Source organism: Bacteroidales bacterium (assembly GCA_035647615.1).
Classification (GTDB): domain Bacteria; phylum Bacteroidota; class Bacteroidia; order Bacteroidales; family 4484-276; genus SABY01.
Genome location: DASRND010000034.1, coordinates 41,221 through 57,859, shown reverse-complemented (window position 1 = coordinate 57,859; position 16,639 = coordinate 41,221). Strand labels below are relative to the sequence as shown.

Sequence of the window (16,639 nt, the reverse complement as noted above, 5' to 3'; positions counted from 1 at the left end):
AAAAATCATTGTCATGGAAAATAACGAGCAAAGAAAAGAACTCAAAGTGTCGGCCATCGAAAACGGAACGGTTATCGACCACATCCCGGCCAACAGTCTTTTTAAAGTTATCAAGATTCTCAGTCTTGAAAACCTCGAAGAGCAGGTGCTTTTTGGTACCAACCTGGAAAGCAAAAAATATGGTCGCAAAGGTATCGTGAAGGTGAGCAACAAGTTTTTTGAAAGCGACGAGGTGAACAAGATCGCACTGGTAGCGCCTAATGCGTCGCTTATTGAGATACGTGATTATAAAGTGGTGCAAAAATCAAGGGTTCAAATTCCTGATCGCATACAAAAGATCGTCCGGTGTTTCAATCCCAACTGCATCACCAACCATGAGCATATCACCACAAGTTTTGATGTAATAAAAGATGAGGAATCGCTGAAGCTGCGATGTCGTTATTGTGAAAAAACAACCTTGCGGGAAGATGCTGTGTTTCTTTAAAATTCAGTTGGAGAGATTAGCGTGCAGCCATCAGATTGAAAAATAAACAGGGGAGCGCCGCAGGACGAGCTTTTTCCAACAAACTTTGACATCTGGTTGTTGAGGATAATGGCTAACGCTATTAACGTTAATTTTGTAAAAAGCATTCATTTTATGTCCGATAACGATCATCATCATCCTTCTGCATTGCATGTCAATGCCGGCGTGCCGCAGCCTGAGCAGGTCAGCAAATCTTCCGTTGAGCGTTTTAAGCGTGCCGGGCGCAAGGTGCTCACCGCACGTGAATATGCTGACGGAATCCTTGCGGGCGACCGCGTCCTGCTTAGTCAGGCCATCACCTTGGTAGAAAGTTCGCGGCAGCAGCATCACGAGCTGGCGCAGGATATTATAAGCCGATGTCTGCCGCATGCCGGAAACTCGATTCGCATAGGAATTACCGGCGTTCCAGGCGTAGGCAAGAGTACTTTCATCGAAGCGCTGGGTACGCATCTTACCGCACTTGGTCATCAGTTGGCGGTGCTGGCCATCGACCCCAGCAGCACCCGCACCAAAGGCAGTATCCTGGGCGACAAAACGCGCATGGAAGACCTCTCTGTCGATAAAAATGCATTCATCCGCCCTTCGCCTTCTTCAGGTTCTTTGGGTGGCGTGGCGCGCAAAACCCGCGAATCCATTATCCTTTGTGAGGCGGCAGGTTTTGATGTGATTTTTGTAGAGACTGTTGGCGTCGGACAATCAGAGACTACCGTGCACGGCATGGTTGACTTTTTTCTGTTGCTTATGCTGGCCGGAGCCGGCGACGAACTGCAGGGCATCAAACGCGGCATCATGGAGATGGCCGACATTATCTGCATAAACAAAGCTGACGGCGACAACAAGTTGGCCGCCCAGCGTGCCATGGTTGAATATAAAAATGCCCTACACCTGTTTCCGCCAGCTCCTTCCGGATGGACACCGCCGGTACAGACCTGTTCGGCTCGCGCTGGTACCGGCATCATAGAGATGTGGGACAGCGTGCAGGAGTATCTTGACAAAACGCGTGAAAATGGGTTTTTTCAGGAAAACCGGCAGGAACAGAAAAACCTTACCCTTCGAGAGGCCATAGATGAAATTTTGCAAAGCGATTTTTATAATGATGGTAAAATAAAAGCCTCGCTTCCGCAAATGCAAAAGGCGGTTCGTTACGATGAAGTAAGCGCTTACGTGGCTGCCCGCCGATTGGTTGATTTGTACGATCAGCAGCAATCAGGCAACAATCAGCCGTGAATCGTTGTTTAGTGCCTGATGAATTATCTGGCACATCTTTTCCTCTCGTTTGGTGACCCCAAAATCATGGTGGGCAACTTTATTGCCGACAGTGTAAAAGGAAAGCAGTTTCTCGCTTTTGCACCCGAAATACAGCATGGCATCATTCTGCATCGGCACATCGACACCTTCACCGACCAGCACCCGGTAACGGCACAAAGTCGCCAGCGTATCCGCAGCCGCTACCGAAAATATTCGGGAGTGATCGTTGACATTTACTACGATCATTTTCTGGCTGCCAACTGGAAAGACTACTCAGAGCAGTCGCTGCAGCTCTATACTAAAAACGCTTATCGTGTTCTCTTTGCCCATTATCTGGTGATGCCGCCGCGCATGAAACGTGTGCTTGCGGGTATGGCAATGGGAAACTGGCTGGCCTCTTATGCTTTTATCGACAATGTAGGGATGGCGCTGAGCGGCTTGGCGCAACGAACCCGCTTCGATTCGCAGATGCAGCATGCTACTGAGGAACTGGTGATGTATTATGAGGAATTGAAAAATGATTTCCTTTGTTTTTTTCCTGACCTTGTGGCTTATGCCCAACAACAGATTCCGGAAATTAAAAAAGAACTATTGATTAAAACATAAATAAATTCACTTTTTAATAACTTAAATCTCAATAACATGAAAAAAAGTACATTTTTAATTTTCGCTCTTATTTTATTTATTGGCTCGGGCCTAATGGCACAGGTTCCCAACGGGGACTTCGAAAATTGGGAGATAAACCTGTCGGGTGGTGAACAACCCGAGGGATGGATGGCTCCTTTTAGCATGGGGGATTTTTCTAACGTCCTGAAGGTAGAAGGCAGAACAGGCTATGGCGTCGAACTCAAGGCCGCTGAGGTTCCCGATTTTGGCATTGTTGCACCCATTATCATAACCGAGCCGTTTGCTGTCAATCAGCGTCATGCTAAGCTCACCGGCTACATTAAAGGTGCGCCACTGGACAACGACACCTTGATGATTTTCGCCGGGATGTTTTTGGATAACGAAAACGTTATAGGTGCCGGTATCGGGGTGGTTGCAAAAACGTTTGAAGACTTTTCACCCTTCACCATAAACATCTTTTATGAAGGCACCGCTACACCCGATTCATGTGTTATTTCATTTATCTTAGGAAACAGCCAGAACACAGCCACGCCAGGATCATCCTATACCATCGACGATCTGTCGTTTTCGGGTTTTGCAGGCCAGGAAGAGCTAAGCCCGGTTTTTGCCGGAATAGGACAAGCGTATCCCAACCCTGTCGCCAGTGAACTTACCATTCCGTTTGAGCTGCAGTCGGCCGATGAGATTTCCGTTGCTGTTTTCGACATCTCCGGAAGAGTGTTGCAACGACAAGCCGCACAACGCTTTATGCCAGGCGCCAACCAAATAAAGATGAATGTTTCGGATTTGCCAACAGGCAATTATTTCTATACCCTCGTCCCTTCCGACGGCATCAGTACCTCACGCAAGTTTATCGTGCGATAAGTTTTATCGTTTTAAAAGTTATCAACAACAAAACACAAACCCCGTAGTGAAAGAAACGCTGCGGGGTTTTTAGTATAAATATTTTCTTCTAAAGCCCATTCCGGACAAAGCTTCCAACTTTTGTGTCAACGATTTCTCACCCCATCACCGTCGCGCAGATTTTGCGTTCGCCGCCGTGGTTGCGGTATTCGCAGAGATAAATTCCCTGCCAGGTACCCAGGTGCATGCGGCCATTGCGGATAGGAATGGTTACCGAAGTGCCGGTGAGAGCAGTTTTGATATGTGCCGGCATGTCGTCGGAGCCTTCCATGGTGTGGCAATACCAGCTTTGGTTTTCGGGCACATATTTATCAAAAAAAGTTTCCATATCGCTGAGCACGGTAGGATCAGCATTTTCGTTGATGATCAATCCTGCCGAGGTGTGCATAAGGAAAACATGCAACAAACCCTGCTCTGGCAGAGTGGGAAGTTGTGCACTGATGTAGTCGGTGATGAGGTGGATGCCGCGGCGAAAGGCGGGCAATCGAAATTCGATTTGGTGCGTCATTGTGGTATGTTTTGTATTAAAAGCTAAAAAAGGAGCCCCAAAAAATCAGGAGCTCCTTTTTTTATTTTATTAAAAAGAACGATTATTTTATTCCTGCTATTTTTTCGAGCATGTCGGTGGTTATGGATTTGGGACGCTCAAGCGGATAATGCAAGGCGCGGTCCCAGATGATGTTGGCGCAGATACCTATAGAGCGGCCAACACCGAAGAGCACTGTGTAGAAGTCGTATTCGGTAACGCCGTAATGCCACTGGATGACACCGGTTTGAGCGTCAAGATTGGGCCACGGGTTTTTAGCTTTGCCTTGTTCTTTCAGGATGGGTGGCACCACTTTGTAAAGCATGTCGACGTATTTAAATAGTTTGTCGTCGGCCATGTGCTTGAGGCTAAACTCGCGCTGGATGGTGTAGCGTGGGTCGGTCTTGCGTAGCACGGCGTGCCCATAGCCGGGAATCACCTGCCCCGAGTTGAGGGTATCCCACACAAATTGTTTCATCTCATCTTCGGTGGGTACCTCATCGCCCATTTTTTCTTTTAGTTCCTGCAGCCAGCGCAGCACCTCCTGATTTGCCAGTCCATGCAGAGGTCCTGCCAGCCCGTTGATCATGGCGGCTATTGCCTGATAAATGTCGGCAAGAGTGCTTGCCACCAGGTGTCCGGTGTGCGCGCTTACGTTGCCGCTTTCATGGTCGCTGTGGATGATAAAATGCAGCCGCGATACATCGTCGTAGGGTTTGGGCTTCATCATCATGTGTGCGAAGTCGGCGCCGATGTCGAGGTTAGGATCGCTTTGGGTGCGTTTGCCGTCGCGGTAAAGCTTTGCGTATATGTACGAAGCTATCTCGGGTAGCTTTGCCAGCAGATTCATGGCATCCTCAAAAGTAGGATCCCAATATTCATTTTTGCTGATGCCGGCAGCATATTTTTTTGCAAAAAACGATTCGCGGTGAAGCGTCAGGATGGCATTGGCAAAGATGGCCATCGGATGGCTGCAACATGGGAATGCATCGATGACATCATAAACGTAACGAGGCACAATGCGTCGCTTGCGAAATTCATCCACTACGTCGTCCACTTCGGCCTGGTTGGGAATATCACCGGTGAGCAGCAGGTAAAAAAGTCCTTCCACGTATGGCATTTCGGCGCCTTTGGGTTTGGGGAGTTTTTCAAAAACCTCGGGCAGGGTGTAGTTGCGATAACGGATGCCTTCTTCCGGATCGAGATAGGATATATCGGTAACGAGGCTCTTGAGTCCGCGCATGCCGCCGATCACTTGCGCGATGGTAATTTTATCCACCACCACGTCGCCGTATTCTTTGAGCAGCCGTTCGGTGCGTGGGCGATGCTCTTCTATTTTTTGTCTTAATTTTTCTTTTAAGCTGGCCATGATAAAAAGCTATTATTGAGTGAATGTTTTCTGTTGAACCGGAAAGCCAAATGTCGTTAGTTTTAGCGATACTGTCAACACGCGGAAACGGTTATCTGTTCAGTTTTTTCCTAAGATTATTACCGAGTGCATCCAAGAAGTTTTCGGTGTTGAGATAATCTTTAGTGGTAAGCTTTGCGCCGTGGATGAGCAACGCCAGATCTTTGGTCATCTGGCCTGATTCCACGGTTTCGATGCACACCTGCTCAAGGCTTGCCGCAAAGTCGATCAGCGGCTGTTTATTGTCGAGGCGCCCGCGGTGCGCCAGCCCCCGTGTCCAGGCAAAGATGGAAGCTATCGGGTTGGTAGAAGTAGGTTTTCCTTGCTCGTGCATCCGGTAGTGCCGCGTAACGGTTCCATGCGCAGCTTCGGCTTCCATGGTTTTACCGTCAGGTGTCACCAGCACGGAGGTCATCAGCCCCAGCGAGCCAAAACCCTGCGCAACGGTATCGGATTGTACGTCGCCATCATAATTTTTGCAAGCCCACACAAAATTGCCTTCCCACTTCAGTGCAGCAGCCACCATGTCGTCGATGAGGCGATGCTCGTAAGTGATGCCGGCTTCAGAAAATTGGGATTGGTATTCATCTTCAAAAATCTCCTGAAAGATATCTTTGAAACGGCCATCGTACTTTTTCAAGATGGTATTTTTTGTGGAGAGATAAAGCGGCCATCGTTTTTGTAGCGCCATATTGAAGCAGGCGTGGGCAAATCCACGGATAGATTCGTCGGTGTTGTACATGGCCATTGCCACACCGTCGTTTTCAAAGCTGTAAACATCATAACTCTGCACCGGTTTTCCGTCGTCGGGTGTAAAAGTGATGGTGAGTTTGCCTTTGCCATGCACGCGGAAATCGGTAGCACTGTATTGATCGCCAAATGCGTGACGCCCGATGCAAATAGGAGCGGTCCATCCCGGAACCAGACGAGGTACATTTTTTATCAAAATAGGCTCCCTGAAAACCGTTCCTCCCAATATGTTTCGGATAGTGCCATTGGGCGAACGCCACATTTTCTTCAATCCAAATTCTTCTACTCTTTTTTCGTCAGGTGTAATGGTGGCACATTTTATCCCAACATTGTATTTGGCAATGGCATGAGCTGCATCGATGGTAATCTGGTCGTTGGTTTCGTCGCGTTTCTCGATGCCCAGGTCGTAATATTTTATATCCAGATCGAGGTATGGGAAGATGAGTTTTTCTTTGATCATCGCCCATATTATCCGGGTCATTTCGTCGCCATCCAATTCGACAACAGGATTGTGTACTTTGATTTTCGTCATTTTGTTCTGCTTTTTTGCCAGGAGACTGATATTTCAGATTCCCAAAGGTTATTAATTAGTGCAAATTTACCATTGTGAACCCAACGGATGATTTACAACTGCGCCTTTTAAGATTAATTAACGGCTGACAAGCTTGGTATCAGAAAATCCACCATTTATCTCATGATCAAAAACAATGAAAAATAAAGCGATGAACTCTTAAAAACCTCTCCAACATATTGCGCAAGATCTTCGATCAGTTACATGAGGAATTTGGAAAAATAGAGGAAGTGTCGGAATTATAATTCGCGCTGCTACAAAAGCTGGTAGCTGTGGTCGAAAAGATCAGAAAGCTCCTGAGGGGCAGCAAGCAGGTGTGCCGACATTCCCACCGCAGTGGCTGCTTCAATGTTAGCGCCTGTGTCGTCGACAAACAGGGATTCCTCAGCTTTAAGATCACAACTTTTGAGCACCATATTAAAGATTTCAGCGTCGGGCTTACGCATGCCGATCTGAAACGACCAAAATGCTTTCTCAAAAAGCGATTCGAAATCATAACCAAATCGTTCTTTAAACTCGCGCATGTAAACCTGGAAATGAATGCTGTTGGTGTTGCTAAGCAAAAAAAGCCGATAGTTTTTCTGCAGATGCTTCAGCAATTCGATACGCTCAGGCACAAAACCTATCAGGATGCTATTCCAAAGTTTATCGAGTTGCTGGTCGGCAATATCCAGCCCGAGGAATGTTTTGGCAGCAGCTCTGAAATCCTTATCTGAAATACGGCCACATTCCAAATCAGCAAATAACGGGTTTTGGCGTGCTTGCGAATAGACTTTGTTGAATCCTTTGTAGCCGAGAGCCTCGAAGGCATCTTGTTGTTTTTGGTGACTGATGTCGTAAATAACACCTCCGAAATCGAGAATTAGATTTTTGATATTTTGTGAATCTTGCATAGTTACTTCGTTAGTTTATGATGAGTTGGACAAAAATATCAAAAATACTTTTGTGAATTGCAAGGCAAAGACTATTTTTGCAGCCCTTTTCAAAATGAAAGGGCATCATCGAAATGATGATTGGGCCTATAGCTCAGTTGGTTAGAGCAACTGACTCATAATCAGTAGGCCCCTGGTTCAAGTCCAGGTGGGCCCACAAAAAGACCAAAACAAAAATGCCATCCACTTTACTCAGGATGGCATTTTTGTTTTGTTAAAAATCGGATTTCACAGATGCAGCAAAAGTTCCATCAGTTGTTCGTGTTTTCTCATCGACACCGGAGCTTCGAGATCGCAGGTAAGTTTTATTGTCCTGCCATTCGATCGTTGAAACGACTTAATGTGGTTTATATTAACAAGGTACTGACGGTGTGATCTGAAGAAAATATCTGTATTAAGCAAATTTTCATATTCTTTGAGCGTCTTGGATACGGTGATTTCGTTCCCGTCTTCCAGATAAAATGTGGTATAGTTACGATCGGAACGACACATGATAATTTCGGCAAGACGAACCACGGTAATGGCGGTATTGGTGCTAAGCACCAGCTTGTCGGATTTGATCATGTCGGGCAGGCTGCTGAAGAGTTTGCGCATTTGCTCGGCAACTTCTTTGTCCTGCAACTTTTTCGATGCTTTATCTACTGCTTCGATTAGCTCATCTGCGATAATAGGTTTGAGCAAGTAATGCGTGGCGCTGTATTTAAAAGCTTTGATTGCATAGTCGCTGTAGGCCGTTGTAAAAATCACATTAAAATTGATGTTCGATAATTTTGTTATCAAATCAAATCCATCGCCATCAGGCATTTGAATGTCCAGAAAAACGATGTCAGGATGGTAACGATTGATGCAGTCGATGCCGCTTTTCACATCGTGAGCTTCTCCTATCACATTTATCTGCGGGCAATGCTGTGATAAAAGTTCACGCAATGTTTCACGCGCACCCAACTCATCTTCCACAATTACAGCAGTTGGCATAGAAATAAGATTTTCGTTACTAATGATTTTTTTTCAGGCACGGTAAAAGTAATAAAAATCTGTCGATAGTGAAGTTTTGTCTGTTTATTTGACTTGAATGCAAACGCTATTATACTTAATGGATTAAAAGCTTTATTAATAATTTTTTTAATAAAAAAGCAACCAGCATATGAAGCGTTGCATGCAGCATCAATTGCTGTTGTTGTTTAAAATTTATCTTTGTTGTCTAAATTCTCAATATTTATGATCAAATCAATGACTGGCTATGGCCGGGCCGAAGGTGGAGATGGCGACCGCAAATACACCATCGAGATAAAAACAATCAACAGCAAGCAATTTGATTTGCAAATGCGCATGCCGTCTTTGTTTAAAGAAAAAGAACTGGAACTGCGCACATCTCTTTTGCAGCGCCTTGAGCGTGGAAAAGTGGAGCTGACCATCCAGGTGGATGCTTCGCAGACCGCCGAAAGCTTTATCATTAATAAAACCCTTGCCCGTAGATATTTTGAAGAGATCAGGCAGTTGCAGCACGAACTCGATCTGGACGAAAAACAAAACTTTGTCGATGTTATTCTAAGGTTGCCCGAGGTGGTTCAGCCGGCGCCCGAAGTTCTTGACGACGACACCTGGAATGCCATGCGTCTGGTTGTGGATGAGGCTGCAGAGCTTTGCGACCAATCGCGCCAACAAGAAGGGCGTCTGTTACAGATCGACCTTGAGTTGCGCATCGGACTTATTCAGGATTACCTGCTGCAGATCGAACCTTTTGAAGTAGCACGCATTGAGCGAATTCGCGAAAAATTGCGCAAAGACCTCGAGAAATATTTCGAAACACAAAACATTGATCAAAATCGTTTCGAGCAGGAAATCATCTATTATCTCGAGAAAATTGATATCACCGAAGAGAAGGTGCGTCTGAGCCAGCATTGCAATTATTTTATGCAAACGGTGGAAGAAAACAGTACCTCCAGCGGCAAGAAACTCAACTTTATCAGCCAGGAGGTGGGGCGTGAGATTAACACCATTGGTTCCAAAGCTTCCGACTACGAAATGCAGCGCCTGGTGGTGCAGATGAAAGATGAGTTGGAGAAAATAAAAGAACAGCTTTTTAATATTTTGTAATCGAGATGGGTAAAATGATTGTCATTTCAGCGCCTTCCGGATCGGGCAAGACCTCTATCGTTAAACAAGTTTTGGCTGCTGATCTCAACCTGGCATTTTCGGTGTCGGCATGCAGCCGTGCGCCGCGTCAGGGCGAGGTTGATGGTCGCGACTATTATTTTTTAACACCGGAAGCCTTCAGACAAAAAATTGATGCTGCCGATTTTATCGAATGGGAAGAAGTGTATCCCGGAAGCTATTATGGCACCTTGCGCAGTGAAGTAGAGCGCATCTGGAGCCAGGGCCGGCATGTAATTTTTGATGTGGATGTACTGGGTGGCCTGAATATTAAGCGGCAATACGGCACGAAATGTCTTGCCATTTTCATAAAAGCACCATCGGTGGCTGAGCTTGAAAAACGCCTGCGTCTGCGTGCTACCGATGATGAGGCTACCATTAGAGAACGCGTGCTGAAGGCGGATTATGAATTGACCTTTGCGCCAGAGTTTGATGCAATTGTTGTAAATAATGACCTTTCGACAGCGATTGAGGAAACCCGTCGGATCATCCTTGAGTTTTTAGAATCATAAAATCTCAATAATTATGACCAAAAGCAACCACCAGCCGTCCGTCATTTTATTCGTGGATTTACACCAGAGCGTTCCTGCCCCAGCGCAAAATGTGGCGGAGCATCAATCGGCGATGAAATATTTTGTGCGCATCATTGGCGAAATCGCTGCAAGTTTGAGTGGACAGCTGGTTTTGCATCAGGCATCGCAAGTGCTGGTTACGCTCACCACTGTAAAACATGCGTTGAATGCAGCTAAAATGATTGCTGCGGAATGGAAGGAATATAGTATTACGTCCCATTTTGATAAAAATCTAATTGCGCCCCGTCAGGCAATTCACATTGGCGAAGTGCGCGTTGACGAGCAGGGAATGGCCATCGGAGCGGATGCCAACATTGCACAACGCATCAGCCTGGCAGCTGTGCCCGGTGGTATTGCGTTATCGGATTCGGCTTATTCGGAGGTGCAATCGGTGCTGCACGAAATCGAAAAGGTGATCACCGAAATGGATTTGCCTGCCGTTGCAGCTCGTTACACGGTTTGTCTTCTCCCATCAATCGATCCTTTACTTTATCCGCTGAAGCATGCCGCGGTTGCGCCAGCAATAGAAAAAGATTTTGCCATTATCCAACTTAAAAATAGCACGCCTGAAAAACTTTCGGCAAAAGATACACTCCTCATAGCTCTTGGCGGTGCTATGTTTTTGGACTTTACTCTTGCTAATATTTACATGCGACTGCACGGCGTCGATCTGAACACTGCATTTTTAACTTTGAGCAACGTTTGGATGCTGCTGCTTAATATTGTAGTAATTGCCGGAATAATACTGTGGCTTTTGAGAAGCGCATTGCATGTTAAGGTGAGAGCCTTGACTGGTGTTGATGCGCTGGTAGCTTCGGTTATAGGAAAGTCAACCGGGGTTAATGCTAAAAACGAAATGTTGCTAAATACGAAAGGGGTGAAATGGCTGAAATTGATGTTCAGCAAAATGGAAATCCGCCTTAGCGGGAATGTTGCTATACTTTCGGGGCATTGGAGTAAGGTGAGGCGAATCAAAAAACTATTGAAAAGCCACAAGGTTTAAAGCAGCCAGAAACTTCAATTGGATTACAGAAGCATCTTTGAAATTTCGTCTGAATTTTCTATCCAAACTTTGCCTCCATTAACGGTTGTAAGTTTGATGTTGAAGAGCTTGTCTTTGAGTTTTTTTATCTTGCTGTTTTTATTGATCTCTTCCCACGAAAAGCGTTCGTAGAGTTGTTCGAGAAGCTGGTTTACTGTTTTACGTTTCATGATGTTGTGCTTTTAAAAGTTAAATTATTAAGGGTAATACACTATGAAATAAACGATTGCCATGAGATGAAAAGTATTTATTTTGGCTGTACAATAGTTCACAGGTATGAAGAATAAGATAGGATTATTATTTGGTTCGTTCAATCCGGTACACATCGGGCACATGATCGTGGCGGGATACATGCATCAGTTTACCGACCTCGATGAAGTCTGGTTTGTGGTGTCGCCCGAAAATCCTTTGAAGGAAAAGCGTGAGCTTCTGGCCGACCACCACCGGCTGGCGATGCTCAAAACCGCCATCCGTGAAAATCCCACACTGGACGTTACTGATATCGAGTTTGAGATGCCGCGCCCCAGCTACACCATCGATACGCTGACAAGGCTCAGTGAGCGCCATCCCGATTATGAATTGGTAATCATCGCCGGCACTGATATTTTAGGTTCGCTTCCGCAATGGAAAAATTACCGGGCACTCCTTGAGTTTTACAAATTTTACATTTACAACCGTCCGGGTTTCGATAAGGGCGAATTTGCAGGCCATCCATCCATCCAATATTTTGATGCACCGCTCCTCGACATTTCATCAAGTTTCTTACGCCAAGCTATCGCTGCCGGCAAAGACGTCCGTTACATGCTGCCTTCCGGCGTATGGGAGTACATCCGTGAAATGCATTTTTACGAAAAGTAGAAAATCCGGTTGTCAGAAGAAGTTGTTAGGTTTTCAATCGTCAATCATTCGGAATCATTATTTCCAGACGCACTTCCATGCTTCTCTAAAATAATTCTTTTTTCTCATCTCTCACCACTCATCTCTTCTTACTAAACCTCAATAGTCTGTCTGCGATCGGGGCCAACCGATACAATGCTGATTGGAGTTTGTGTGTGGGTTTGAATAAAACTGATGTAATCTGCGAAAGCGGCAGGAAATTCATTCTGTGAGGTAATGTTCTCAAGGGATTGGTTCCAGCCTTTTATGGTTTCATAAACAGGTGTCACCTCATGGAATTCAAATGGCACATGGTCGATGGTTTCTCCGTTTAGTTTGTAATGCATTCCGATCTTCAGTTCATCAAACACATCGAGCACGTCGCCTTTGGTGATCACCAAATCAGTAATGCCGTTGAGCATAATGGAATATTTTAGTGCTGTGAGGTCGAGCCATCCACAGCGGCGCGGGCGTCCGGTAGTTGATCCGAATTCGTGTCCGCGATCGCGCATCAATGCGCCTGCCTCGTCGTGCAGCTCGGTGGGAAATGGCCCGCTGCCCACGCGTGTACAATATGCTTTGAAGGTGCCGTAAACGCGTCCTACTTTTGATGGAGCAATACCCAGACCTGAGCATACGCCAGCCGCAATAGTGTTGGAGGAGGTAACGAAAGGATAGGCGCCAAATTCGATGTCGAGCAGTGTCCCCTGTGCACCTTCGGCCAGAATGCGTTTGCCGGAGCGCAGACTGCTGTTGATAAAATGTTCGCTGTCGGTTTGGTGGTAGGTTTTCAGCAATTCGATAGCTTCGAGCCATTGTTTTTCGTAGCTATCAAATTCAAGTCCGTCGATTTTTATATCGGCGATATCTGCATTGTACGAATCAATGATGCGCTGGTGTTTTTCTTTGAGTAACCGATACTGGCTGCTGAAATCGTCTTTGTGAATTTCGCCGACACGAATTCCCTGACGGGCAGTTTTATCGGTGTAGGTTGGCCCGATTCCTTTCAGGGTAGAGCCTATGCGATTTTTACCCATCGCTTTTTCGTACACGGCATCCAGCAGCCGGTGGGTGGGTAAAATCAGATGCGATTTTTTGGAGATGAGCAGATTGTGGTGTGGATTGATGTTTTTGCTTCTGAGTTGTTCTACCTCTTTGCTGAAGATGTAGGGATCGATGACGACTCCGTTGCCGATGATATTGAGCTTCGACTCATCAAATATCCCTGAAGGAATGGTGTGTAAAACGAATTTAAGTCCGTCGAATATGATGGTGTGGCCCGCGTTGGGTCCTCCCTGAAACCGTGCGATGATATCGTAACGGGGTGCAAGCACATCCACAATTTTACCTTTGCCTTCGTCGCCCCATTGCAATCCCAGCAGTACGTCAACTTTCATATTTTTTTTGATTTTGTATTAAAATAATAATGCAAAGCCGATTTTCTACAAAAGTATTCAATCAACTTTGCATAACAAATTTAAAAATTATCCGGATCTGACAGGATTATGCCGTAATCTTCTTGCGCCCTGGCAGCTTCATGGTTTTAACAGAGCGACCGTTGCAGTGGCCATAAAATGTAAGCGAATGGTGCGTGATTTTTACCCCCAGTTCTTTTTCTATGTCCTTCCTTATTTGCTGTATGCGCTCATCGTAAAACTCGATCACCTCGCTGTTGTCGAGGCAAATAAAGTGATCGTGTTTTTTGAAATTGAAGGTGCGCTCAAATTGTGCACAGTTGTTGCCAAATTGGTGTTTGGTCACCAGATTACAGGCCATCAGCAGCTCGATGGTATTGTATAGCGTAGCGCGACTCACCCGGTATTTATTGTTTTTCAAACGAATGTCCAACGACTCGACGTCGAAGTGACCTTCCGTTTTGTATATCTCTCCAAGGATGCTATAGCGCTCGGGTGTTTTACGGTGACCTTTGCTTTCGAGATAATTTGTAAAGATAGATTCTACCGCTTGGTAAGTTTCTTGATAAACGTCCATCGCCTCTGATTTTTGCTACAAAAATAATTATTTTTTGTTATTATTTAGTTTAAATAAAAATAAAGGCCAGGTATGAGTCGAAATGCCGGAATGAGGCTTGATGAGATAATAAAAAAAGATTGTCGGATTTATTCGGAGGGGTTCAGGCGGCTGATTTTTTTGATAGACTTGATTTTTTTCAGGTCGGAAATCAGATCGTTAAGTTGTTTGGTATCGTTCACATAGAGCATGATTATACCTTCGGATACCTCGGCGGAGCTTTTCAGATTAAAGCTTCTGATTTTGAGCTTGTGGCGGTTGGAAATGATATCAGAAATCTGATAAATGAAGCCTATTTTGTCGATGCTTTTAATTTCGAGTCCTGCCAGAAAAAGGATGGTTTCTCTGTCGTCCCATTTGGCTTTGACAATACGGTTGCCAAAACGCGCCATGGTTTCCTGTGCAATTTTACAACTCACCCGGTGGATCATCATGGGTTTTTTCGGATTTATCAGTCCGATGATGTCGTCGCCGGAGATGGGGTTGCAGCAAGTCGCTATTTTGTATTTGATGTCGGTATTTTCGCTTAGCAGCACCTCCTCGGGTTTGTTGCGTATGATGATACCGATATCTTCCTCGTCGGCTTTTATTTCCTGGCGGTTGCGGCTGAAAGGATTCAGTGCATCGTACCATTGGCCGCGCTGCGATTTCTGGCAACAGGCTTTAAGTTCCTTCAGTCCTATTTTTTCTTTGGCTACATCATAATACAAGTCTATCAGGCTGCTTTTACCCAAAAATTCCTGAAGCTGGCGGATGGTTTGTTTGTTGGCTTCTAATTCCAGCTCTTCGAAGAGTTTGCGCAGTTTGCGCAATCCGATGGTATAGTATGTTTTCTTTTCTTCTTTTAGCGCTTCTTTGATGTAGTTTTTGGAGCGTGCCGTCACCACAAAGTCAAGCCATTCGAGCTGTGGGCGTTGTTTTTTGCTGGTGATAATTTCCACCTGATCGCCACTTTTGAGCACATGTTTTAGAGGTACCAGCGCCAGGTTTACCTTAGCTCCGAGGCTGTGTTTGCCTATTTCGGTGTGAATGGTATAGCTGAAGTCGAGCGCCGTAGCGCCAACAGGAAGTTTCACCATGTCGCCTTTGGGCGTGAAGGTGTAGATTTCCTCGTTGTACAAGTCCAGTTTGAAGTCGTCGAGAAAGTCGAGCGCGTCGTGTTCAGGATTTTGAAACTGCTCTCTGATTTTTGTCAACCAACTCTCCACCACATTGTCTTCGTCACTATTTCCATTTTTATAAAAATGATGCGAAGCGTATCCTGTTTCAGCAATCTCGTGCATGCGCTGCGAACGAATCTGTATTTCCACCCATTTTCCCAGGTGGCTCATTACTGTGGTGTGCAGAGCTTCGTAGCCGTTGGCTTTGGGTATCGAAATCCAGTCGCGGATGCGGTCGTGCCGGGGTTTGTAAATTTCGGTGATGAGCGAGTAAACCTTCCAGCAGTCGAGGCGCTCAGTCTCCGGTGGCGAATCCAGAATAATGCGGATGGCAAAGATGTCGTAAACATCCTCAAACGGGATATTTTGTTTCTGCATTTTCTGCCATATCGAATAGATCGACTTCATCCGCACATGAATCGTGTAGGAGATTTCGTGTTTGGAAAGCAGATTTTTGATCGGATAAATAAACTTGTTGATCAGGCGGTTGCGATCGGTGCTTGACTCTTCGAGTTGTTCCTTCAGATGGTGGTACACTTCCGGTTCGGTGTATTTCAGCGAAAGATCTTCAAGTTCCGATTTGATATTGTACAAACCTATTCGGTAGGCCAGCGGAGCTATCAGGGTGAGAGTTTCGCTTGCAATTTTCAGCTGTTTGTCGCGCGGCATAGCGTCGAGGGTGCGCATGTTGTGCAGGCGGTCGGCGAGTTTTATCAGTATCACGCGCATATCTTCTGCCAAAGCAATGATCATGTGCTTGAAATATTCGGCCTGCATGCTAGACTTTCCGTCGTCGAGTATGCCTTTTATCTTGGTAAGCCCGCTGATAATCATGGCTACGCGCGGATTGAACATTTCCTCGATTTCTTCGATGGTGGTGTCGGTATCTTCCACAATATCGTGCATCAGCGCACAGACGATCGAAGTGCCGTCGAGGTTCATGTCTTTGGCGCAGATGGTGGCTACCTCCAGCGGATGATAGATGAACGGTTCTTTGGTGCGTCGCCGCATGCCATCGTGCGCTTTCACAGCAAAATCGAAAGCCTTGCGTACCATCAGAGCTTCCTCTTTACTTCGCCGGTTTTTCCATTCCCGCAAAAGAATGCGATACCGATGCGTTATTTCTTTGCGTTCTTCTTCCGTGTGCATTGAGAGAGACAACGTTTTTGGAATCAACAAAATTAGCTAAACATTCGTACCTGTTGGCTTTTGTATTAAAATTTAAAAAAATAACGTTATTAATTTTCGTTGTGATGAAAAAATGGATACTTTGCCGTCAAATTTTGGCAATACCATATCTGGTGTTTTTTTGTAAT

General features: G+C 45.6%; 17 protein-coding genes and 1 tRNA gene. 9 read left to right on the top strand and 9 right to left on the bottom strand.

Annotated features, from left to right (window positions below):
- The first annotated feature begins 13 nt into the window (after positions 1-13).
- The 4 genes from pyrI to VFC92_11370 all read left to right on the top strand — a co-directional run bounded on the left by pyrI (position 14) and on the right by VFC92_11370 (position 3,262).
- Positions 14-484 (top strand): aspartate carbamoyltransferase regulatory subunit, encoded by a 471-nt coding sequence (gene pyrI / locus VFC92_11385; protein HZK08790.1) that lies wholly within the window; start codon positions 14-16, stop codon positions 482-484.
- Positions 485-637: 153 nt separating this feature from the next.
- The gene (gene meaB, locus VFC92_11380; GenBank protein HZK08789.1) at positions 638-1,750 is read left to right on the top strand and encodes a methylmalonyl Co-A mutase-associated GTPase MeaB; all 1,113 of its coding nucleotides are present in this window, start codon (positions 638-640) and stop codon (positions 1,748-1,750) included.
- 18 nt (positions 1,751-1,768) lie between these two features.
- Complete coding sequence (locus VFC92_11375; GenBank protein ID HZK08788.1) at positions 1,769-2,377, top strand: ACP phosphodiesterase; 609 nt, start codon at positions 1,769-1,771, stop codon at positions 2,375-2,377.
- A gap of 36 nt (positions 2,378-2,413) precedes the next feature.
- Complete coding sequence (locus VFC92_11370) at positions 2,414-3,262, top strand: T9SS type A sorting domain-containing protein (GenBank protein ID HZK08787.1); 849 nt, start codon at positions 2,414-2,416, stop codon at positions 3,260-3,262.
- 136 nt (positions 3,263-3,398) lie between these two features.
- Here VFC92_11370 and VFC92_11365 read toward each other — a convergent pair whose 3' ends face one another.
- From VFC92_11365 to VFC92_11350, 4 genes are all read right to left on the bottom strand, one after another.
- Positions 3,399-3,809, bottom strand: coding sequence for a secondary thiamine-phosphate synthase enzyme YjbQ (locus VFC92_11365; protein ID HZK08786.1), 411 nt, complete (start codon positions 3,807-3,809; stop codon positions 3,399-3,401).
- A gap of 82 nt (positions 3,810-3,891) precedes the next feature.
- Positions 3,892-5,196: a citrate (Si)-synthase gene (locus VFC92_11360; GenBank protein HZK08785.1), complete on the bottom strand. Its 1,305-nt coding sequence runs from the start codon at positions 5,194-5,196 to the stop codon at positions 3,892-3,894.
- A gap of 91 nt (positions 5,197-5,287) precedes the next feature.
- Entirely contained in the window at positions 5,288-6,517 is a 1,230-nt protein-coding gene (locus tag VFC92_11355) for an isocitrate dehydrogenase (NADP(+)) (protein HZK08784.1), read from the bottom strand.
- 293 nt (positions 6,518-6,810) lie between these two features.
- Entirely contained in the window at positions 6,811-7,449 is a 639-nt protein-coding gene (locus tag VFC92_11350; protein HZK08783.1) for an HAD family phosphatase, read from the bottom strand.
- A gap of 122 nt (positions 7,450-7,571) precedes the next feature.
- Between VFC92_11350 and VFC92_11345 the strand changes: the two genes are divergently transcribed.
- A tRNA-Ile gene (locus VFC92_11345) sits at positions 7,572-7,645 on the top strand.
- Between the two features lie 71 nt (positions 7,646-7,716).
- Here VFC92_11345 and VFC92_11340 read toward each other — a convergent pair.
- The gene (locus tag VFC92_11340; GenBank protein HZK08782.1) at positions 7,717-8,463 is read right to left on the bottom strand and encodes a LytTR family DNA-binding domain-containing protein; all 747 of its coding nucleotides are present in this window, start codon (positions 8,461-8,463) and stop codon (positions 7,717-7,719) included.
- A gap of 243 nt (positions 8,464-8,706) precedes the next feature.
- Between VFC92_11340 and VFC92_11335 the strand changes: the two genes are divergently transcribed.
- Genes VFC92_11335 through VFC92_11325 form a run of 3 tightly spaced genes read left to right on the top strand, consistent with a single transcriptional unit; the run spans position 8,707 to position 11,217 of the window.
- Positions 8,707-9,585 (top strand): YicC/YloC family endoribonuclease, encoded by an 879-nt coding sequence (locus VFC92_11335; GenBank protein ID HZK08781.1) that lies wholly within the window; start codon positions 8,707-8,709, stop codon positions 9,583-9,585.
- 5 nt (positions 9,586-9,590) lie between these two features.
- A complete protein-coding gene (gene gmk, locus VFC92_11330) occupies positions 9,591-10,154 on the top strand; it encodes a guanylate kinase (protein ID HZK08780.1) in 564 nt (187 codons plus the stop codon).
- A 13-nt stretch (positions 10,155-10,167) separates the two neighbouring features.
- Entirely contained in the window at positions 10,168-11,217 is a 1,050-nt protein-coding gene (locus VFC92_11325) for a hypothetical protein (protein HZK08779.1), read from the top strand.
- A gap of 23 nt (positions 11,218-11,240) precedes the next feature.
- Here the strand turns inward: VFC92_11325 and VFC92_11320 are convergent, their stop codons facing one another.
- Positions 11,241-11,426: a hypothetical protein gene (locus tag VFC92_11320; protein ID HZK08778.1), complete on the bottom strand. Its 186-nt coding sequence runs from the start codon at positions 11,424-11,426 to the stop codon at positions 11,241-11,243.
- A 106-nt stretch (positions 11,427-11,532) separates the two neighbouring features.
- Here VFC92_11320 and nadD point away from each other — a divergent pair, with 106 nt between their 5' ends.
- A complete protein-coding gene (nadD, locus tag VFC92_11315) occupies positions 11,533-12,114 on the top strand; it encodes a nicotinate (nicotinamide) nucleotide adenylyltransferase (GenBank protein ID HZK08777.1) in 582 nt (193 codons plus the stop codon).
- A gap of 131 nt (positions 12,115-12,245) precedes the next feature.
- On the opposite strand, the gene VFC92_11310 is transcribed toward nadD, so the two are convergent.
- The 3 genes from VFC92_11310 to VFC92_11300 form a co-directional block, all read right to left on the bottom strand.
- Positions 12,246-13,529, bottom strand: coding sequence for an adenylosuccinate synthase (locus VFC92_11310; GenBank protein HZK08776.1), 1,284 nt, complete (start codon positions 13,527-13,529; stop codon positions 12,246-12,248).
- A gap of 106 nt (positions 13,530-13,635) precedes the next feature.
- A complete protein-coding gene (locus tag VFC92_11305) occupies positions 13,636-14,124 on the bottom strand; it encodes a transcriptional repressor (GenBank protein HZK08775.1) in 489 nt (162 codons plus the stop codon).
- 128 nt (positions 14,125-14,252) lie between these two features.
- Positions 14,253-16,472: a RelA/SpoT family protein gene (locus VFC92_11300; GenBank protein HZK08774.1), complete on the bottom strand. Its 2,220-nt coding sequence runs from the start codon at positions 16,470-16,472 to the stop codon at positions 14,253-14,255.
- Positions 16,473-16,639: the final 167 nt, after the last annotated feature.